The 19507-nt window shown below is 56.8% G+C and carries 15 protein-coding genes; 4 read left to right on the forward strand and 11 right to left on the reverse strand.

The genetic code is table 11. The features are described 5' to 3' along the window. Nucleotides 1-144: 144 nt before the first annotated feature. Nucleotides 145-1698 (forward strand): cytochrome P450, encoded by a 1554-nt coding sequence (locus tag Q8N00_14300; protein ID MDP2383964.1) that lies wholly within the window; start codon nt 145-147, stop codon nt 1696-1698. Nucleotides 1699-1816: 118 nt separating this feature from the next. Here the strand turns inward: Q8N00_14300 and Q8N00_14305 are convergent, their stop codons facing one another. Next, the gene (locus Q8N00_14305) at nt 1817-2632 is read right to left on the reverse strand and encodes a helix-turn-helix transcriptional regulator (protein ID MDP2383965.1); all 816 of its coding nucleotides are present in this window, start codon (nt 2630-2632) and stop codon (nt 1817-1819) included. A gap of 270 nt (nt 2633-2902) precedes the next feature. After that, entirely contained in the window at nt 2903-3733 is an 831-nt protein-coding gene (locus Q8N00_14310) for an ATP-binding protein (GenBank protein MDP2383966.1), read from the reverse strand. A gap of 269 nt (nt 3734-4002) precedes the next feature. On the opposite strand from Q8N00_14310, the gene Q8N00_14315 reads away from it, so the two are divergent. Next, nucleotides 4003-4626, forward strand: coding sequence for an acyl-homoserine-lactone synthase (locus Q8N00_14315; GenBank protein ID MDP2383967.1), 624 nt, complete (start codon nt 4003-4005; stop codon nt 4624-4626). 75 nt (nt 4627-4701) lie between these two features. Here Q8N00_14315 and Q8N00_14320 read toward each other — a convergent pair whose 3' ends face one another. Then, complete coding sequence (locus tag Q8N00_14320; GenBank protein ID MDP2383968.1) at nt 4702-5517, reverse strand: LuxR family transcriptional regulator; 816 nt, start codon at nt 5515-5517, stop codon at nt 4702-4704. A 200-nt stretch (nt 5518-5717) separates the two neighbouring features. Here Q8N00_14320 and Q8N00_14325 point away from each other — a divergent pair, with 200 nt between their 5' ends. Next, on the forward strand, nt 5718-7073 hold the full coding sequence (locus Q8N00_14325) for an outer membrane protein transport protein (protein MDP2383969.1): 1356 nt from the start codon (nt 5718-5720) through the stop codon (nt 7071-7073). Nucleotides 7074-7338: 265 nt separating this feature from the next. Here the strand turns inward: Q8N00_14325 and Q8N00_14330 are convergent, their stop codons facing one another. From Q8N00_14330 to Q8N00_14355, 6 genes are all read right to left on the reverse strand, one after another. Then, the gene (locus Q8N00_14330) at nt 7339-10617 is read right to left on the reverse strand and encodes a PAS domain S-box protein (protein MDP2383970.1); all 3279 of its coding nucleotides are present in this window, start codon (nt 10615-10617) and stop codon (nt 7339-7341) included. Nucleotides 10618-10914: 297 nt separating this feature from the next. After that, the gene (uvrC, locus tag Q8N00_14335) at nt 10915-12723 is read right to left on the reverse strand and encodes an excinuclease ABC subunit UvrC (GenBank protein ID MDP2383971.1); all 1809 of its coding nucleotides are present in this window, start codon (nt 12721-12723) and stop codon (nt 10915-10917) included. 116 nt (nt 12724-12839) lie between these two features. Further along, on the reverse strand, nt 12840-13709 hold the full coding sequence (gene dapF / locus Q8N00_14340) for a diaminopimelate epimerase (GenBank protein MDP2383972.1): 870 nt from the start codon (nt 13707-13709) through the stop codon (nt 12840-12842). Nucleotides 13710-13857: 148 nt separating this feature from the next. After that, nucleotides 13858-14256, reverse strand: a complete 399-nt coding sequence (locus Q8N00_14345; protein MDP2383973.1) for a VOC family protein — start codon at nt 14254-14256, stop codon at nt 13858-13860. 86 nt (nt 14257-14342) lie between these two features. Continuing rightward, nucleotides 14343-14822, reverse strand: a complete 480-nt coding sequence (locus Q8N00_14350) for a GNAT family N-acetyltransferase (GenBank protein ID MDP2383974.1) — start codon at nt 14820-14822, stop codon at nt 14343-14345. Further along, nucleotides 14819-15532 (reverse strand): polysaccharide deacetylase family protein, encoded by a 714-nt coding sequence (locus Q8N00_14355; GenBank protein ID MDP2383975.1) that lies wholly within the window; start codon nt 15530-15532, stop codon nt 14819-14821. Before Q8N00_14355 ends, Q8N00_14350 begins: the two co-directional genes overlap by 4 nt. On the opposite strand from Q8N00_14355, the gene Q8N00_14360 reads away from it, so the two are divergent. After that, nucleotides 15531-16757, forward strand: coding sequence for a site-2 protease family protein (locus tag Q8N00_14360; GenBank protein ID MDP2383976.1), 1227 nt, complete (start codon nt 15531-15533; stop codon nt 16755-16757). The genes Q8N00_14355 and Q8N00_14360 overlap by 2 nt on opposite strands. Before the next feature lie 43 nt (nt 16758-16800). Here the strand turns inward: Q8N00_14360 and Q8N00_14365 are convergent, their stop codons facing one another. Both Q8N00_14365 and Q8N00_14370 read right to left on the reverse strand, forming a co-directional pair. Continuing rightward, nucleotides 16801-18159, reverse strand: coding sequence for a hypothetical protein (locus Q8N00_14365; protein MDP2383977.1), 1359 nt, complete (start codon nt 18157-18159; stop codon nt 16801-16803). Nucleotides 18160-18329: 170 nt separating this feature from the next. Then, nucleotides 18330-19214, reverse strand: a complete 885-nt coding sequence (locus tag Q8N00_14370) for a YihY/virulence factor BrkB family protein (GenBank protein MDP2383978.1) — start codon at nt 19212-19214, stop codon at nt 18330-18332. Nucleotides 19215-19507: the final 293 nt, after the last annotated feature.

The following is a 19507-nucleotide window of genomic DNA, read 5'->3' on the forward strand; positions in this document are numbered from 1 at the left end:
GGACCTACCCGAACGGGTAGGTCCCCTCCATACACAATTGTCCTAGCCTGGCGTCGTTGAAGCAGGCAGGTAGCAGCAAAGAAAAGATATCGGCCGTTCACTCATCTTCCTCACGTGCAGAGGAAGTGCCAAGGAGGAGGCATCATGGATACTTCTGCTCAGGCGACATGTCCCTTTCACGTCACATCTGCCACTAAGGAAGGAGGGCGGTCGACATCCGTTCATTCCCACCGGACACTCAAAGAACTCCCTGGGCCGGATGGGCTGCCAATATTGGGAAATATCCTGCAGCTTGATTTGAAACAGCTGCACTCGATTCTTGAGCAATGGGCCGGTACCTATGGATCGATCTATAAGTTTCGAATCGCGCAGAAGACCGTGGTGGCTATTTCCGACACAGGTCTCATCAATGAGGTGTTGCGGAAGCGCCCGGCTGCGTACCGTCGTCTTGAGTCGATAGAGCCTGTTCTTAAGGAAATGGGAATCGATGGCGTGTTCTCAGCGGAGGGCGAGCAATGGCTTCGGCAGCGGCGTACGGCCATGCAGGCGTTGAATACCGCACATCTGAGGAGTTTTTTTCCGACATTGACGAAAGTGACGGAGAGGTTGAAGAAGCGATGGGATCAGGCAACGTCAGATGGTGCCCCGATCGATGTGCAAGAAGATCTGATGCGGTACACCATTGATGTCACCAGTAATCTCGCGTTTGGGTACGATGTGAATACGTTGGAGGGGCAGGGCGACGATATTCAGCGGCATCTTGAGAAAGTATTTCCCATGGTCAATCGGAGAATCAACGCGCCCTTCCCGTATTGGCATTTCGTGAAACTTCCGGCAGACCGCGCCTTAGACGACGCGCTCGTGGCCATCCGTAAGGCACTGGCGGAATTCATTGCTCATAGCCGTGAGCGGCTGGCGCAGAACCCCGAGCTAGCAACGCATCCAACAAATTTTTTGGAGGCCATGCTTGCGGCACGGGATGTTGATGGAGCCGACATCACCGATGAGGAGATCTTCGGCAATGTTCTGACCATGCTGATCGGAGGCGAAGATTCTACTGCTGCGACGATGGCCTGGATGCTTCACTTCTTGACCGAATATCCCGACATTCAGCTTCGAGTTCAACAGGAGCTGGATGAGGTGTTGGGCTCTGCCAACGCGCTGCATGACATGCGCGATGCCGAGCGCCTTACGTATCTGGAGGCGGTGTCGTTCGAGACGATGCGCCTGAAGTCTGTCTTCCCTATCCTGTTTCTTGGAGCCAATAAGGATGTGGAGCTGGGTGGGGTACATATTCCGGAAGGCACGGCGATCTTCCTCCTCACTCGCAAGTGCGGGATGCAGGAACGAGAGTTTACGGCAGCGGATCAGTTTCAGCCAGAGCGGTGGCTTGCTGCTCATGGTGGTCAGGAGGGAGGCCATAATCCCAAAGCCTTTGTGCCCTTTGGAGCAGGTCCCCGATTGTGCCCTGGGCGCAATTTGGCGTTGTTGGAAATGAAGTCCGCAATGGCCATGCTCTTCAGAAATTTTTCCGTTGAAAAACTGGAGGGTGCAAAGCCTGTCGAGGAACACTTTGGCTTTCTTATGGCGCCTGAAAATTTGTCTGTCACCTTTAGACGGAGAACGCAGTGTGTCTCTCAGGAGGCAGGGTACGCGGAGGTTGTCGGCAATTATCCGGCCATGACGGTTGGCGCATAGTCTATCGTACCCAGGCCGTTCACCGTACTGGGGACGAGGGGGTGCACTATCTGCTCGGGGGATAAGGGCGAATACGGAGCGATGGTCTTGTGGTGAATTCTGTGCGAACGTGTGTGGGCTAGAGGGATGGGGGCGTGGTCTCAGGAGAGTTGTCCTGATGTGGGGGCCTGTTCTGGGGAGTCGGGTTTGATGCGCTCCGCTGCCACTGTGCCACCGCTGCCCAACGGTTCTCAACCCCTCCGAGCTTGTAATACACGTTTTTCAGGTGAAACTTGATCGTATTTAGGCTCACGTGGAGAATAATAGAAATTTCCCAATTGGTCTTTCCTTCCGCGACCCAATGCATGATCTCTTCTTCTCGATTTGTGAGGGAAGGTGTTTCCAGGAGAGGGTGACCATCGTTTGCCGTCGAGGTTGCTTGCATATAGGCGAGATGGAGATGCGGTCCAAGAATTTGCATCATGGTTCTGAACTTGTTCATCAGGTGCTGGTCGAAATTACTGAACGCAAAGTAGGTACATAGGCCTAATGCCCCGCGCACTCCGACCGTCAAACATTCCTTAATCCCCGCGTCGAGTTTAAGGCCAGCTACTTCCTTCGAGATTTCGAGATCGAGGAGATCCTCACTCGAGACGGTTCCGATCTGGGTGGCTTCTAAGAGGTGAATGGCAGGATCCCACTTGTAGCCTTGCGTCTCATAGAGGTGGGTATGCTCCCTCCCGTAACTCGAGTGGCCAATCTGTAATTGCTTATTGGAAATATCGAATATCCCGCTCGCAGAATATTCATGAGGCGCGATCGTGCCAAAACATGCAGCCAACATCGGTAATTGGTCTCGATGTTGAATGCTTCGCACCTGGTGCATGATCTCGCCCAAGTGCTGAAACTCTTTTCTGGATGGATATTGGAGGGTTTCAGGTCCTCGAAAGATCACGGGTGCACCTCCAGGTATTTCACGGGTCGGTCGTGAGGTGTGACACTGTTGAGAGGATACAGTGGTGTCTTCAGGGCATGGGCTGCAGGAGATTCGCTGTTGGTGGTCATGTCGTCAGTCCATTCACGCTTGAAGAGACGAGTTTGAGCAATAGATGCTCAGCTGGCCTATCCGATGGTGGTTGCGCGTTGCTGTTCGGCACGGCCATGCTGAAACTCTCCGCCGATGGTCGGTCATACGGCCGTAAAATCCTCGAATCTCTCTTTGCTCTTACGGCTCGACCAGTCGAGAATGAATGCCGGAACTCGTAGTCTCATCGTTGTTGAGTTCCGCCAGGTCTATGTCTAACTGAGGGCCTTCTGCGGTGATGCAGGTGCCTTGACCGATCGTGGACTCGATGTTCAGGTGCCCCCCGATCCTCCGAGCCCGCTCCCGCATATGCGCAAATCCAACGCCCGCTGTTTGTTCTTCCGTGATGTCGAAGCCAGATCCGTTGTCGCGAATGCTCAGGCTGACTCGCGAGCCGATATGCCGAAGGGCGATCTCGACTTCTGTAGCTTGCGCGTGTTGTACGCAATTATTCAACGCTTCTCTCGCGATGGTGACGAATTCATGTCCCTCTTCGTTGGTCAAGATTTCCTCTGCTGTCGAGTCAATCTCCATATCAATCCGCACCTGCCCCATCTGCTCAAGGGTCTGGGCGAGAAATTGCAGCTCTGAGACCAGGTTGAACGGCTCAATGTGGTCGGATTCCACAGCCAGGATCATCCGTCGGATGTCTTGGATGAGACGCTGGAGCTGATCGACGGCCTGGTCGCGTGAATGCACAAGGCCTAACTCGATGGCATAGAGCGCTTGCAGCACAGACTCGTGCAATTCACGCCCGATACGGCTGCGATCGTGAAGCAATGCGCTCAAGCGTTGCTCGGATGCCGTGAGGGCTGCGGTGAGGCTGTCTTCAATCTGTTCATGCAGCAGGCGGGGAATGGACTCACGGGTGCTGTAGGGAATCCCTTGCGCGAGTGTTGTGCGCGGCTGCATCGGTTTGTCGGGAGATTGCCGATACCCGTGGATGAGCTGGAACCCCAGTCGAGATTTCATCAGGTGGAATGTCCTTTCTCCATATGTGACCAGGAACCGCTACGAATTCTCTCCTGGTAGAGCATCCCTGGTTCGAGACTGCACTACTAGTACACGACCGTTCCGCCTCCCGTCACCTGGCGGATCCGCCAGGTGACCAATGGGTCTGAAATTTGGAACCATTCAGGCTCAGTTCCATATTGCTGTAGTAGCTCAACCCAGTGGAGGTACACATGAGCGACGGAGTCAGGCAGGGAGCGCGGCCGATTGCCTTTTGCGAAGGAGAGTTCTTGGTCAAGGCCCTTGAAAGCGAGGAGGAGTTTCGGCAGGCGTATCGTCTTCGGCACAGAGTTTTTGCGGAGAAACTCAGATGGGTGCCAGAGCGGGAGGACCGACTCGAGACTGATATTTATGATGCGTGGAGCACCGCCATCGGTATTTTTTCCAGTCAAAATGAACTCTTGGGAATGGTACGGATGACGCCTGCTCCCTTCCCGTTTATGCTGGAAAGCGAGTTCAGCGGATGCCTGGTTGGATCACATCACGTTCGCAAGGAGCTCGACACCGCGGAAATTACCCGCTTGACTGTGGATCCTGCAATTGTCGATCGAGGTCTTTCCGCTAAGCTGATGCGGACTATTTTTAAGGGCATGTATCACTGGACTCTCGCGAATAATATTCGCTACACCTACCTGGTTGTTGAAAGTAGGCTTCTCCGTGTTGTGCAGCGAATCGGATGGCCCTGCCATGCAATCGGTGCTCCCGCCGCCCTTCCTCCTGCGTATGTGCTGTCAGTTGGGGCGCTGCTCGATCTCGACGAGTTTCGCGCAAATGCAGCGTTGCGGCAACCCGAGATGCTGGCGTGGTTACATTCCACGGAGCCAGTTACGACCGCGACTGTAGAGAAGCTGTGAAGCATTTCTTGGCTTTGAATAGGTGAAGTAGCAGCCTTTTACCGATGCCAGTGAAGTGAAGCGTGAGCAGGAAGGTCAGATCGCGCTCGGAAGACCGTGCAGGGTGGGAAGTCCATGTTCCATGGCCGCGGCGACTGCTTGTGAGCGGGTGGTCACATCGAGTTTGGCGAAGATGCTTGCGAGATGGAATCGTACTGTCCGTTCCGTCACCCCAAGAATCTGGCCGACTTCCCAGTTCGTCTTGCCATTTTTTATCCAATTCAAGATGGTCACTTCGCGTGGGGATAGTTCTTTTACGCACTTTTCCGTTGCGGGCGCATCCTTCCTTGCTGTTCGCATGAGGGCAAGGTGGAGATGGCGTCCAAGGTACTCCACGAGTGGAGCGTATCGCACAGCGTCGGTACTTTCCCCTCCTGCAAAGGAATAAAACGTGGCGAGGCCGCATGTCGGGTCGACCGAACTGGTAGTGATTCCGTCAGCCAGGCCAAACCCTTTAGCGGTTTCGATAAAGTCTAATTCTTCTTTGGAGGTCGCTTGGAGATAGGTATGTTTCCAGACCTGAGTGCTGGGAGATTGAGAGGCTGCTCGGAATACGGGGTCAATGTCGGCGTACCCGTTTTTCCAGTAGAGATAGAGCCATTCATCTGGATAGCTGACATTCACTACGTTTGTGAAACCCTCAAATTTTCCGCTAGGGCTGAGGCGTGCCAATCCACCGAGTAGACGGTCAAAAGGGAAAAGACTCTGAAAGCGAACGAGAGTATCTCTCACGTCATCAGAGGTCTCTGCTTGCGCGGCGTAGTGGAAGACTTCCAGCGCGTGCTGACATTCCTGCTTTGAGAGATTCTCGAATAACTGACCTGGAAAGGAGTTCTTAAGACTTTGCGCCATAGTCAATCCAATCTGAGCAGGAGACTGAACCTTGGGAGTGAATTATACGCCGTCCATGCAATAGATGGAATAGCCATTCCTGCGTCAGCATGATGCCAAATGGCCCTATTCGCAGGTATTTTAGTATTCTGGCATGGAGAAGTGCCCCCCCATTCGGTATGATCCCTCCTCTTTTACACTGAAGAAGGAGCGAGGCAACCATGAACTGGATATTGGGCTCAGTGGTCAGCATGGTAGTTTTTCTTCTGCCATCCTATACATTTGCTCAAGCGATTCGATTTCAACCTCAGGGGGCTGCTGCGGCCGGTCAGGGGAATGCCTTTGCCGCACAGGCGGATGATGCGTCAGCCATTCATTTCAATCCAGCTGGGTTAACTCAGCTGGATGGGGTTCAAAGCATGGTCGGGACGAACCTCATGGGAGGGTCGATCAAATACAAGAGCCCTGCGGGTCTCGATACAAGAGGTGATTTCGGGGGAAGCATCACCTCTCCACCGCCCAGTCAGTTCTATCTAAGCGCGAATCTTGGAGCTCTAGGTCTCTCGGCGCTCTCCCCCGTCACACTAGGGATTGGCCTTACTTCCCCATTTGGTACGAGTACCCGCTACCCGATGAATAGTCCCTTCAATACCGCCGTGACATCGGCGACATTGCCGCTCATCGATATCAAGCCAACATTCGCCTACAAGGTTAATGACGATTTGTCGCTGGGTGTCAGTGCGGATATCTACACCTTCGCGGGCTTTCTTGGGGAGGGGCATGTAGAGCAGCGGCAAGTGGGAGCCGGCTTGTTCGGCGTTCCAGCTGGAACTTCCGTTGAGTTCAACGGGAAAGGGACCGGGGCTGGTGCAACAGTTAGCCTGCTCTATACTCCCCTGAGAAATAATGAGGGCAAACCGATTGCCTCCATCGGACTGGTCTATCGCACCCAGGCGGTCGTGCCGTTGAGCGGATCGTTATCGGTGAACGGGGCGAAGGTTGCCGATGCCCGTACCAATCTTGTGCTGCCGCAGATCTATACCGGAGCGATTGCGGTCTGGCCTGTTCGTACGAATGAGCGGGAATGGAAGCTGGAACTCGATGTGGAATATGTCGGCTGGAAGTCGAATCGCGACCTCGATGTGCATCTCTCGACGGGAGGGGTGATCCCGCAACCACAGCAATGGAAGACGGTGCCGGTGGTGGCGGTCGGCACCGAGTATAAGTGGCTCAACCCTGAATGGCTGCCCCATTGGGATGTGGCCGTTCGATCGGGGTATACCAGAACGGAGAATCCCGTTTCCGACCTGACCTTCAACCCGGGCACGATTTCATTGTCCTCCAACACGCTGTCTATCGGGGCTGGATTCTTGTGTAAGGGCCAGGGACGATTTTTAGGAATGGTGCCTTGCGGAGGGACGTCCGCTCTCTGGCCTAAGGCCATGGGGCTCGATGTGGCGTTCCAGGAATGGTTTTATGAGCCGAGGGCGGTTACCAGTAACCAGAACCCCACCGTCAACGGGACGTACCATGCCTATGTGCATTTGGGGACCGTCAGCCTCAAATTCATGTTTTAGCAGGATGCTGAAAAAGTCCGTCAGCGGCGTTCTCGCGTCGTTCAGACCCTCAACGTACCCTACGGGTACGCTTCGGGTCTTCGCTTGCTGCGGCCTTGCGGGCGGCCTTTTTGAGCATCCTTCTCGATGTGCCCCTGTTGTCCTTACCGTCAAGCTCGTGAGATTCAGGCGCGCCTATAGAGATTTTTCGCAGTATGTTGGTGGAGAAAAGCAGGCACGTTCGCCAATTTTGAAAGCCTGCATCCCACCTCGTGCTCGACGTGGACTATGCCGTGGCTTGTGGGGCAGGTAGAGGGATGTTGAGCACGACCTGCGTGCCTTGTCCAGGACGGGATCTGATCGTAAGCCTCGCGCCGAGTTTTCGCGCCCGTGCCCTCATGTTGGCGAGGCCCAGCCCGGATGATTTCCGGGCTGTTGGGCGGAAGCCCTCCCCATCATCGGAAACTTCCAGTCTGAACTTCCCACGATAGAGTTGGACGGTGACCCTGCGGTGAGCGGCTCCAGCATGTCGGAGGCTGTTGCTCATGGCTTCTTTGGCGATGCTGAGTACAGGGCCGCATTGGGTATGTGAGAGTCCTTCGGCAACGGACTTGTCGATGGCCAGTTCTATGTCGCCTGCGCCGGCAACGGCCAACGATTGTACGATGGCGAGGAGTGCCTGGTCGAATGCGCCATGCTGGATGGCGGGTGCTTGCATGCGAGGGATGAAGCTTCTCACTTCGCGGATGACATCGTTTAGTTGGGCGACGGAGGTATCCAGCCGGCGGGCGTTTGTGGGGGAGGTCCGCTTCACGCGCTGCCGGGTATGTTCCAACCCCATGCCGACCGCATAGAGCGATTGAAGGATACCGTCATGGAGGTCCTGACTAATCCGTTCCCGTTCCTCCGTGACCCGCATCCGTTCGGAAATATCTTTGACCACCGCGAGCAGAAGCGGGCCGGTCTGGCCAGGCAGTTCGATCCCGGTGGTGGTGACGGAGACCCAGATCATATCCCCGGTTTTCCGGATGTAGCGTTTTTCGTAGGTATAGCTGGAACGTGTGTCCTCAAAGAAGGCATTCGTGAGGGCAAGATTGTCGGGTAGATCGTCCGGATGGGTATAGAGGGCATAGGTATTCCCAACGACTTCCCGTTCACTGTATCCTGTCAGAGCGCAGAAAGCCTTGTTGGCACTCAGGAGTCGTTTGTGGTTGTCCATAATGACCAGTCCGACCGGTGCATTTGCCACGAACTGACGCCACTGGACTTCACTGGTGCGGAGGGCCTCTTCTGCCAGCTTTCGTTCTGAAATGTCCCGCGCAAAGGCAAAATTCAACTCCTGGCCTTCGAAGGCCACGTAGTTGACGACGATCTCCACCGGATAGATCTCGCCGTTCTTCGTCCGGTGGCGTGTTTCAAATCGGAGCTGTCCGGCCTGCCGAAGTTCTTCTAATAGACGTGGCGATGGCTCAGTCTGATGGTCGGGATCGATGTCTGCCACACGCATGGAGAGAAGCTCTTCCCTCGAGTACCCGAGCCGTTGGCAGGCTGCATCGTTCACATTGACGAAGCGTGATTCCGTATCGATCCAGAACACCATGTCGGCGGCCCGGTCGACCGCGCATTGGGTGATACGCAGCGCCAGTTCCGCCTGCTTCCGGTCGGTAATGTCGTGGCCGACCGTGATGAGGCAGGGGGTTCCATTGAGAGTGATCCGTTCGCTCGAGACGAGCAGGTAGATGGCCGTACGATCCTTCTTCCACATGCCGAGCTCACGATTCTTAACGGATCCCTCATTCTGCAGTTGTTGAAAGTACCGGGCGCGGTCCTCGGGGGTCGGCCATAGACCGAGCGAGAGAACGGTTTGGCCGATGGCTTCATCCCGTTGGTAGCCGAACAGCGTCAGCGCTGCATCATTCACTTCCAGACAGCGTCCGGTCTCGAATTCCGTGAGAATGATCGGGTGGGGGCTTAATTGGAAGGCTTTGGCGAATCGTTCTTCGCTGACCCGCAGTGCCTCCTGTGCTAGGATACGTGCTTCTTCGGTCTCGATCGCTGACGCCAGAATACCTATGAATCGTTCGTCTGCCTCGGTCGGAATAAAATCGTGCTGAAAGACGATGCAGAGCGATCCGACCGACTCTTGGCCACGGGTTACGACTTTGCCGACGTAGGTTTCCAAGCGAAAGCGGCCGACATTGGGGTCTGTCGTGGCATAGGACGTCTCTGCGAGATGACGAATGGTACGGAGGTGTTTCTCTCCCTGCTGGATAAGGTCGCAACAGAGATGCCCTTTAGCTTGGTCTACCGGATTAAAATCAGGAGGAGTCTGCCATTGGCCGATCGAACAGAGGAGCTCCCCCTCAAGACGAGAGTACAGGGCGCAGGTGCCTCCGAGCAGTTCTCCGGCCAGGGCCGTCAGGCGATTGATGTTCGCCAAGGGATCGCTTCCGAACTCCAGGAAACATTCGTTGATTTTTCTCAATCTCTGCTCAGTCTGCCTGCGGTCTAGCTCTCCGCTGATCCATCGCGCCATTAACTGAAGGAAGTCTTTGTCCGCCTCGCTGAATGTCCCTGGATAGGGGTCTGGCCCGAAGAAACACACCGTGCCATATACTCGGTGCTGTTCCAACAGTTTCGTGCCGATGTAGCTCTCTATGCCCAGGGCGGCATACCCGGGATGATGGCGCCAGTCGGACGATCCTGCATGTTCAAAACACAAGGGCCCTTCCGTCTGCAGCGTGGCGCTACAGAAGGATTGGGAGAGGGGGATCAGTGCGCCTGGGGCCGGATTACCGGTCGCTGGCCAGACCTGATTCAGTTCGATGTAGTCGCCTACGACTCTGGTCAGCACGCCGATCGGCATCCGGAAGCGGAGGCAGCCGAGTTCCAGTACCGTCTGCATTCGTTGCTCGAATGTCAGGCCTGGCGCCGAGGTCGCGGCTTGGAGGGACCGGATGGCCTGCTCGCTTTCGTGCAGCGTCGACTCGACCTGTTTGCGGAGGGTGATGTCGTCGCAGACGACGAGAATCAAGATTTTGCCTGCTCCGTCCTGAATCGCACGCGCACGCTCTTTGACCCACAGCCTGGTGCCGTCCTTACGGATCTTTTGGATTTCCCAGTGGAAGAGCGTAGAGGGACTGGCGGCGCATGCGCTCAATTGTTCGAGCACGGCCTGATGGCTCTGGGGATCGAATACGCGGAGTACAGAGTGATTCGTCAGTTCCTTCTTGCTGTACCCCAGTTGCTCTGCCCCATAGGCATTGACTGACAGGACGGTGCCCTCATGTGAGAGGGTGAAGTACATGGAAGGATTGTCGTCGTACAGGGTCTGGTACTGCTGTTCGTTGGCTTTGAGCGTCGCCTCCACTTGGGTTCTTCGTGCAACCTCCGCCTCAAGATCAGCAACCGCCTGTTCCAGTCCTTCGGCGCGCTCGCGGACTCGTTGCTCAGCGTCTTGGCCACATTCTTGTACCGCGAGCTTCTGTTCGAGTTGCGCCACGAGCGCACGAAGGTGGGCGAGTTCGGTGAAGGGAAGGTTTGTGCGATCCTGAGAAACGCTCATCGCAGGCTCAGTTCAGGTTGCGGCTCAGCCGGTCATATACCCAACGCTGGAGATCAGTGCCGGTACATCCTCGGGGCTTGCAGGCGCTTGTGTGGCATGTCGCAATGCGGGGTGTAGGATAAAGCGGGCAGCTTGAGAAAATCTAGAGCCGTTAGGCCCTGGCCTGAGCCGTTACAGGCGTTCTCTGGAGGGAGAAAGCGGGGTCCCGGCGAGGCGATTGACGGTTTTCGGCTGTGTGTTCATCCACGGAAGCCCCTGCTCGCACCGTCATGTGTGCTGGCATCCACGCCGAGCTCTCTATTCGGCGAGTGCTTTCCGAAGCTCCGTGAGAGTCCTAGTATCAAGACCGGCGTCCTGCAGCGCCTTGTCGCTGGCCGCCGAGATATTTTCGAGACTGCCGAACTGTTTGAGGAGTCGATTCCGTGTGACCTCGCCGATGCCGCGTACGCGATCGAGTGGAGAGGCCAGCATGGACTTGCCTCGCAGTTTGCGATGGAAGGTGATCGCAAAGCGATGAGCCTCGTCGCGGATACGTTGGACGAGATGGGTCGCCGGAGAGTTCGCGCGCAGGAGAATGGGGTTTTTCCGGCCGGGGAGGAAAATCCGCTCCTCCTTTTCACCGCGTGCTTTGGCCAGGCCCATAATAGCCAAGTCTGGATGTCCGACCCGTCTCAGCCCTTCCATGGCCGCGGCGAGTTGGCCGAGCCCTCCGTCGATGAGGATGAGATCCGGGCGCGCGAGATGCTCGCTATCTCCGTAGCGGCGCATGACGACTTCCTGCATGCTGGCGAAGTCGTCGGCGCCAATGACGGTTTGGATGGTGAATCGCCGATAATCCGCTTTCTTCATCTGGCCATCTTCCCACACGACCATGGAGGCGACGGATTGCTGGCCCATCGTATTCGAAATGTCGAACCCCTCGATACGCCGGGGCAGGACCTCCAGCCGGATGAGCCGCTTGAGTTCTTCGACAGCCTGCTGTCCGACTTCTTCGTCTCGCAGGTGGTTGGCGACGGCGGCGGCGGCATTTTCCTCTGCCAGGAGGAGCAATTGGTGTTTCACGCCACGCTCCGGTGCCACGACGCGGACGGTGTTTCCGCGTTTGCCTGAGAGCCATTCTTCGATGACCCTGACGTCGTCGAGTTCGGTGGGAATGAGCAGCTCTTTGGGCGGTTGGCCGTCTTTGTTGTAGAACTGCTCAATGGCCGATCGAACCAGTTCTTCGTCTACGGCGTCGGCTGAATGGGGCCAAAAGAAATCTTTACGTCCGATGAGGAGGCCTCCGCGCACGAAGAGAATCTGGAGATCGACCGCTGTGCCTTGCCGCGCCAGCCCAATCACGTCCTGATCGGTCGTCGTCGTTTGGGTGATACGTTGCTTCTCCAGCGTACGTTCGATGTTGAAGAGCCGGTCACGCAAGCGGGCGGCCTCTTCGAATTCCTCCCGCTCCGCCGCCGATTCCATCTGGGCCCGCAAATCGTCCAGCAACTCATGGTCGCGCCCTTCGAGGAACTGGCGAACCTGGGCGACGATGTGGTGGTAGTCCTCTTTCGATTGATTGCCGGTGCAGGGGGCCATGCAGCGTTTGATTTCGAATTCGATGCAGGCCCGTTCCGCCTTGCCGTTGATGTCGATCGTGCAAGTCGCCAGGGGAAAGGACTTCTTGATCACTTTCAAGGTTTCCCGCAAGGCGCCTGCCGGCGTGTAGGGGCCATAATAGAGCGCGCCGTCTTTCTGTACGCGGCGCACGATGGAGAGGCGGGGAAAGTCCTCTTTAATTGGCAGCCGGAGGTAGGGGTATTGTTTGTCGTCCCGTAAGACCACGTTGAATCGCGGACGATGCTGCTTGATCAGATTGCTTTCCAGAATCAGCGCTTCGAGTTCCGAGCGGGTGACAATCGTTTCGAGGTCTGCGATATGGCCGACCAGGACGGCGTTTTTCGGGGAATGATCGGCCCCTTTCTGAAAGTAGGACCGCACACGGTTGGAGAGGACTGAGGCCTTCCCGATGTAGAGCAGCTCACCCTGTGAATCCCTGAATAGATAGACCCCTGGTTGATCTGGGAGGTGGTCGAGCTTGGATTGCAGTTCTTGGGATGTAGCCATCAGCTGTCAGCCTTCAGCGGTCGGCAAGAATAGAATGCCTTCAGGCAACATTCTACGGTCCGAGACCATCTGTGGCAACTTGTCCGATGGAGTACGGCTGATCGCTGACGGCTCGCTTAGCGCAGGCTGCGCACGAACGATGGACTGAGACTTCCCCGAGCCACTTCTGCGACCGGGCCCTTCATGGTGAGGCTGAAGTCCGAGGTCACTTCAATGTTGAGCTGGCCTCCCGGCATCTTCACCGTGACGGGGCTTTTCACCAATCCGAGTCGGACCGCCGCACTGGCCGCGGCACAGGAGGAGGAGCCGGAGGCCTGGGTTTCACCGGCCCCCCGCTCCCAGATGAGGATGAAGAGTTCTTTCGGGCCGGTTGGCACGGCGAGTTGGACGTTCGTACGTTTCGGGAAGAGGGCATGGTTCTCGAGTGCCGGCCCTAATTTCAGGAGATCCTCCCGTGACCAGGCCTGTCCTGCTGATTTGAAGACGACGCAATGGGGATTGCCGACGCTGACACCGGTGAAGATGAGCGACTGGCCTGCGGCGTCGATGGGCTGTTCGATCAGTTCGCTGGTGGTGAGGGTGCAGGGAAGTGCCGCCGGCTGGAATGTGGCCCGACCCATTTCAACGGTCACGGCGCTGGCATCTCCATGCCGGTCGACATGCAGATCGATCGTCACGAGCCCGCCCTTGGTCTCAACGGTGAAGTGTGTTTTTTTCGTTTTGCCGGTGGCATGGAGATAGCGGGCGAAGATCCGCAGTCCGTTGCCGGACTTTTCCGCTTCACTGCCGTCTGGATTATAGATGCGCAGGCCGAAGTCCGCTTTTTTTGACGGCACCAGCGCAAGAATCCCATCGCTGCCCAAGCCCCAATTGCGGTCGCAGATGGATTTGATCCTCGATGGGCTGAGCGAGAACGAAAGTTCTTTGGGATCCATCACCACATAGTCGTTGCCCAGCCCATGTCCGCGAAAGAAACCGTTCTTCATCCTGACTCCTTTGGTATCTCATCGTTCGTAAGCGTGAAGCGGGGGAACAATACTGTGGCTGGACCGGAATCGTCAATGGGGTCAGTCGGGGCCAGGGCCTGAATCGGTGGGGCCTTCTTCACGAGCGACGAGCGACGCTTGACGAGGTTTATACGATCTTCACGCCAGGAGGCCGTTCGATGAGTTCGATCTCATAACCATCGGGGGCATCGATGAAGATGAAGCGGCTGCCGGATGACGTCTGGGTAGGGCCGTCCGTGATCGTGACGCCCCTTGCGGTGAGGGACGTGATGGTGTCGTCCATGTTCTCGACTTGAAAGGCCAGATGGACGAGGTCTTCCTGGACCTTCACCGGCCCGCTGGGAGGAAAACTCGTCAGCTCAATCAGCTCATCGCTGTTGGGAACTTTCAGGAACGCCAGTTGTGATCCGCGAGGCGAGGTCTTCCGTTCAATCACCTCGAGGCCAAGCACGGTCGTATAGAACCGGATCGTCTGATCCAGATCGCTGACACGCATGCGGGTGTGGAGGAGCTTCGTAACTTTCATGGGACCCATTATAGAAGAAGCCGTCAGCGTTCAGCACTCAGCTGTTAGCCTTCTGAGATTATAATCTGATAACTGAACGCTGAAGGCTATGCTTTTTTCTCCCTCGCCGGGCCATTGGTCTTGCGGAGCAGTATTTCGGCGCTGCCGGGGATCAGAAAGTTCGGCATGGGGCCGATTTCCTGATAGCCGTTCTTCTGGTAGAAGGCACGAGCGGTCGCATTAAAATCGGAGACGCAGGCAAAGAGGTTCTTCGTTCTGGAGAAGACGGAGCGCTCCACCTGAGCCAGGAGAGCGGCACCGATGCCCATCTTTCTTGTTCCTGGGGCCACCCCGAGTAATTCCAGGTAATCACCCAGTAAGAACTTCTCGCGAATGAGCGCCACTCCGGCGACCTTCCCATCAACCAGCGCCACGAGGCTCTCACGTCCCTGTGGCAGCGGGCAGAAGATGCGATGCCAATCCGCACTGGTATAGCCCAATGTTGTCCAAGGTTCGGAGTCCGCTAAGAGTTGTACGACGGCGTCACGGTCCTCCGCCTGCATCGGTCTGATGTCCGGCATGGTCATGGCGTCGCCTCATTACAGATCAGGAGGTCGCTCATGGTCATGGGGGTGAGGCGTCGCTCCGGCAGGAGATGTTCCTGGAGGTTTTGCACGACTTCGTGCGTATGTTTGCCCTTTCCGTTGGCATGCATGACGATGACGCTGCCCTTTCGGACTGATCGCTTCATTCGGTCTTCGATCTGGATTGCCGTAATCGTCGGATCTGGATCGCCGGACACCACATTCCAGAGAATGAATCGAAGGCCAAGGGACCGCACCATATTGACCGTGTCGTCGTTGAATTCCCCATAGGGAGGGCGAAACAGGGTCGCGTCATGATGGTATTTGGTTTTGAGCAGACGAACCGGACCGAGGATTTCTTGTTTCTGTTCGTCCACGGAATGGAGCGGCAGATGGGCATGGATTTCTCCGTGGGTGCCGATTTCAAAGAAGGGGATCTGGAGGAGGGCTTGTACTTGCTGGTCGTGCTTCGCCATCCACTTCCCCGACATGAAGAAGGTGGCAGGGATCTTCTGCTCGATCAAATAATCGATTAAGTTCTGATCGTAACCTGTCCCTTTCTGTACCGGGCAGAGGTCGAACGTCAGGGCCACTCCGGGACAGGAGGAGGGCCCAGATTTGATCACCTGGGCCTGCGCGAAGGGCGGCAGTGCCGGGGTCAGCAGCATTGCGAGGGTCAGGCACAACATGGCGGGCGAGTAGCGCGGGTGCATGGTGGCAAGTATACCTGATCCAGCAGGCGATGCCGAGTTGACGCTCGAAATCTCCCGCTGTTACGGTGGACATATGACGTTATCCAATTGGAAGATCGGTCGTGCGCTCGGTATCCCGATTCACGTACATGCGTCCTGGTTTGTCGTGTTCTTCTTTGTCACCTGGTCCCTGGCGACAGGCTATCTACCGGAGACCTTACCTGGTCTGTCGGCCCCACGCTATTGGGGGATGGGTGGTATTGCCGCGCTCTTGCTGTTTCTCTCCGTCCTGTTGCATGAACTGGGACATTCCTATGTGGCGCTGCGCTATCAGATCCCGATCAGGCAGATCACCCTGTTCATCTTCGGCGGGATGGCGCATATGGGGAAAGAGCCGCCTACTCCGCGGGCGGAGTTTTTGATCGCGATGGCGGGGCCGCTGGTGAGCTTGATTCTGGGGGTCGGCTGTCTCGGCGGAGCCATGGCGACGGATGCGTTGTTTGCAGGATCAGGGCTGCAAGGACTTGTCGTCCTGGGAGGGTTGCTCGGCATGGTCAATGTGCAGCTCGGACTGTTCAATTTGATCCCCGGGTTCCCGTTAGATGGCGGACGGGTCTTACGTGCAGGGCTGTGGGCCTGGAGCAAGGATTTTGATCGAGCGACCGGCCAGGCCGCGTTGACGGGAATCGGATTCGGTGTGGCGATTGGGTTGATCGGCGCGGTCTTGATGGTGGGGACTTGGTTCGGCGCCTGGGAAGATTCCATCGCGACAGACGGGGGCTGGCTCATCTTCATCGGTGCCTTCCTTTTTTCGGCGGCGCTGGCCAGCAGACGGCAAGCCACGATACGGGTTTCGTTATCGTCGGTGAGGATTCGTCAGGTGATGGTGCACCCGGTGGTGCAGGTGCCACCGGACATGACGTTGCAGGATGCGGTCGATCAGTACTTCGTCGCGCATGGATTTAGTGGGTTCCCAGTCTGTGAGGAGGGGCAGGTGCTCGGGGTGGTTACTGTGGGGGATGTGCAGGCTGTTTCGACGGCATTGTGGCCATGGCGCCGCGTGCGCGACATCATGAGTCCCGTGTCGCCATCGTTCTGTATTCCTCCGGACTGGTCGGTCATGCAGGCGATGGAGCGGATGGCTCAGGGCGGGTGGGATCGTCTTGTGGTGATGGAGCATGGAGCGATCGTGGGGCTCATCACCCGATCGGCCATCGCACAGTTTCTGGAACTGCATCGGGCGTAAGACGTGAGACGTGAAGGGTGCGCGCCAAAGGGTGATGCGATGATCAGTCCTGTGCGCGGGCGATGGAAATGTTCTGCGCGATGGAAATACGCAGGAGGTGGACCACGAGCAGGAATCCATAGACGACGCAGAAGAACTTAAAGGTGGCGCGGTAGAAGTCTGTCAACAGGATAGGAAGGCAGAGCGCAAAGAGCAGACTGGCGATGAGCGTCATGAAGGTCAAGCGCTTGCAGAACTCATGGGACGGTTCCCGCCCGATGGCTTTGAGTGCACGGGCATACCGCTCGGCTCGTTGTAGCCTGGCTGTCCGAAGAGTTGTCTCCCCGGGGCCCCAGTAGCGCAAGCGGACGTAGCCTGCCAGAATCAAGAGCCATGGTAAGGCCCACAGCGGCCAATAGGCTGTTCCTCCGTACGTTTCGCTGCTGATCAAGGTGGCGAAGGAGGGGGCATAGAGTAACCCCAGCACCAGCGGCAGGATGCGCTCATCGTTCGGACGTTCGCCATCCGGTCCCCCGTGTATCAGCTCCCGTTCAAAGAGTGGGTAGCCATACTTCAGCACAACGAGCGCGATGGCGGCGCTCATGGTCTTGTCCGGAACATACCGGATAAAGTTCTGGAACCAGTTGACGATCCACCAACTCAGGCTTTCACCCCAGGTAAATCCGAAGATGGATTCAAGGTAGAGATGTGCGGTCTGTTCCCATTGGAGCACGCGCTGGCTCACGGACTCGGCGACCTCAGGATTCAAGGCAAAGGTCGTTTGTTCATGGAGCGCGGCTTGGACGAAGGTTCCCGGCAGACTCATGACGATCGCACCACCGACTCCGAAGATATAGAGGAACCAGGCATGGGAGAAGGCGGAGCTGCGTCCGGTGCGAAGATATTTCTGAAAGCCTGTCTGCCTGGCCATCCAGCCCCAATAACATGCGCCGACGATGTTCACGAGCGACCAGGGGAAAATCACCACATCCGCTCCGGTTTCCGGGTAGAGCAGCCAATTCACGACGGAATTCGAGAGGAGCGCGGCGATGGCTCCCCACCAGGGACCCAAGAGGAACGCCACCAGCGCCGTTCCCGTCATGTCGAGAAAGAGAATACTCTCCAGATGGCGGCTCAACGTGAGCCCGACATAATTGAGGAGCAGGCCGGCTGCGACGATGACGCCGGTTTCGTACAACAGAAGATAGGAGGTCCCTCGAAAGGGTTTGGACGAAAAGAAATCGATCGAGGGAGAGGCGCTGGCGGCGGGACGTTCGGTTGGCGACGGTGATTTCTGTTCTTTCTTCCCTATAAACCGGCTGCTGATATCCAGCAATTTCTCCATCACGGTCAACATGGCCGCGACAAAGCCCGCGATGGTGCCACCGAGCATGAGCATGTCTTTGCCGAAGTCTTCTGGCATGGAGCGGCTCCCGTATTGTACCGGTAGTCATTCTAGCCATCAAGGGAAACCTCCGCCAGGAAAAGTCCAGAAGCTGACAGGCCGATCTGGGTGATCTCGTGTATCTGGTTTTTCCTGTTCACCCAAACATGCAAGACAAACCAAAAAACCAGAGCAACCTGCGATTGGTTTTAGACGGGGGGACCATCCGGCAGGGCTTGCTCTGAATGAGATGTTTTCAAGGCAGTGGACGACAGCACCAGCGCCTGTTGCTGGAGGTGGTGGGCGACTTCGGCGCCGATCAGTAAGAGCGCTGCAGAGTAATAGACCCAGAGGAGCAATAGAATGACTTCCAAGAGAGATCCGTAGAGGTGCGCGTAGAGGGTGGCATAGGTGCCATAGGTCACGAACAACAGTTTGGCCGAAACCCAGAGCATACTGAACGTCAGAGCCCCGATCATGGCCTCACGCCATTGCGGCCGTCGCCGGGGCACGAGTCGGTAGAGGCCTGTGACGGTCAGGAAGGCCAGCCCGAAGGGAAGGGTATAGGTGAGGAATAGATCGTGGGCTGCGAGGGCCAGAAGGTCCAGCCCCCAGAGTTTTGGCGCGTATCCCGTTAAGAAGTTGACGGTTTGAGTGGCGACATAGGAAAGAATCAGCACGAGCCCGGTCACACCGAGGGACGCTACCGCGATGGCCGTCGAGATGAGGGGATGGCGGCGCCAGGCGCTTTCGAAGACGACGTTCAACGCATAGTCGAGTTCATAGAATACCAATGCGCCGAACCAGGCGACGGCCAGAAACACGGCCCATCGGACGGTTTCAAGGCCGCTCACCCGATGCAATTCATCTGCGACATGTTCGCCCAGTGAAGGAAGGAAGCCCTTGAGGAAACTGAGGAGCACCTGTTCCCCGATCACGTCCTGACTCACCACAAAACTCAGGGCGTAGAGCAGGAGAAAGACGAGAGGGAAGAGCGAGAGCAGGGAGAAGAACGCGAGAGATGCAGCCAGACTGGCACAGCCATGGCGTTGAAACGATCGGAGCAGGTCTCGGAGAAAACGAAAGGGCTGCATAGGTGTACTGCGTGATGGGCTTGTCGCAAGCGTAGCACGAGTGGCTCTCTTGCGCACCTGTTTCGCTCGCATTGTTCACGTTGGATTCCACGGTATTCGCCAACGGTCTAGCGAAGGATATCGGGCCAGTAGGATGCTCAAAAAGACTGTCCAGCAAGGCCGCAGCGAGTGAAGACCGGAGGCGTACCCCCTGGGGCGCACGGTGCGACGAATAAGGAGCACCAAGTCTGTGCGCGCCGCCGAGTGGTGAGGCGGCCGGGTCCCCGTTGAGGATCTGAACGATGCGAGAACGA

Source organism: Nitrospirota bacterium (assembly GCA_030684575.1).
GTDB lineage: Bacteria > Nitrospirota > Nitrospiria > Nitrospirales > Nitrospiraceae > Palsa-1315.

What these genes read in the sequence shown, in the direction of transcription:
- Q8N00_14300 (MDP2383964.1), top strand. Translation starts at nt 145, where the DNA reads ATGGATACTTCTGCTCAGGCGACATGTCCCTTTCACGTCACATCTGCC.
- Q8N00_14310 (MDP2383966.1), bottom strand. Translation starts at nt 3,733, where the DNA reads ATGAAATCTCGACTGGGGTTCCAGCTCATCCACGGGTATCGGCAATCT.
- Q8N00_14320 (MDP2383968.1), bottom strand. Translation starts at nt 5,517, where the DNA reads ATGGCGCAAAGTCTTAAGAACTCCTTTCCAGGTCAGTTATTCGAGAAT.
- Q8N00_14325 (MDP2383969.1), top strand. Translation starts at nt 5,718, where the DNA reads ATGAACTGGATATTGGGCTCAGTGGTCAGCATGGTAGTTTTTCTTCTG.
- Q8N00_14330 (MDP2383970.1), bottom strand. Translation starts at nt 10,617, where the DNA reads ATGAGCGTTTCTCAGGATCGCACAAACCTTCCCTTCACCGAACTCGCC.
- uvrC (MDP2383971.1), bottom strand. Translation starts at nt 12,723, where the DNA reads ATGGCTACATCCCAAGAACTGCAATCCAAGCTCGACCACCTCCCAGAT.
- dapF (MDP2383972.1), bottom strand. Translation starts at nt 13,709, where the DNA reads ATGAAGAACGGTTTCTTTCGCGGACATGGGCTGGGCAACGACTATGTG.
- Q8N00_14345 (MDP2383973.1), bottom strand. Translation starts at nt 14,256, where the DNA reads ATGAAAGTTACGAAGCTCCTCCACACCCGCATGCGTGTCAGCGATCTG.
- Q8N00_14350 (MDP2383974.1), bottom strand. Translation starts at nt 14,822, where the DNA reads ATGACCATGCCGGACATCAGACCGATGCAGGCGGAGGACCGTGACGCC.
- Q8N00_14360 (MDP2383976.1), top strand. Translation starts at nt 15,531, where the DNA reads ATGGTGGCAAGTATACCTGATCCAGCAGGCGATGCCGAGTTGACGCTC.
- Q8N00_14355 (MDP2383975.1), bottom strand. Translation starts at nt 15,532, where the DNA reads ATGCACCCGCGCTACTCGCCCGCCATGTTGTGCCTGACCCTCGCAATG.
- Q8N00_14365 (MDP2383977.1), bottom strand. Translation starts at nt 18,159, where the DNA reads ATGCCAGAAGACTTCGGCAAAGACATGCTCATGCTCGGTGGCACCATC.
- Q8N00_14370 (MDP2383978.1), bottom strand. Translation starts at nt 19,214, where the DNA reads ATGCAGCCCTTTCGTTTTCTCCGAGACCTGCTCCGATCGTTTCAACGC.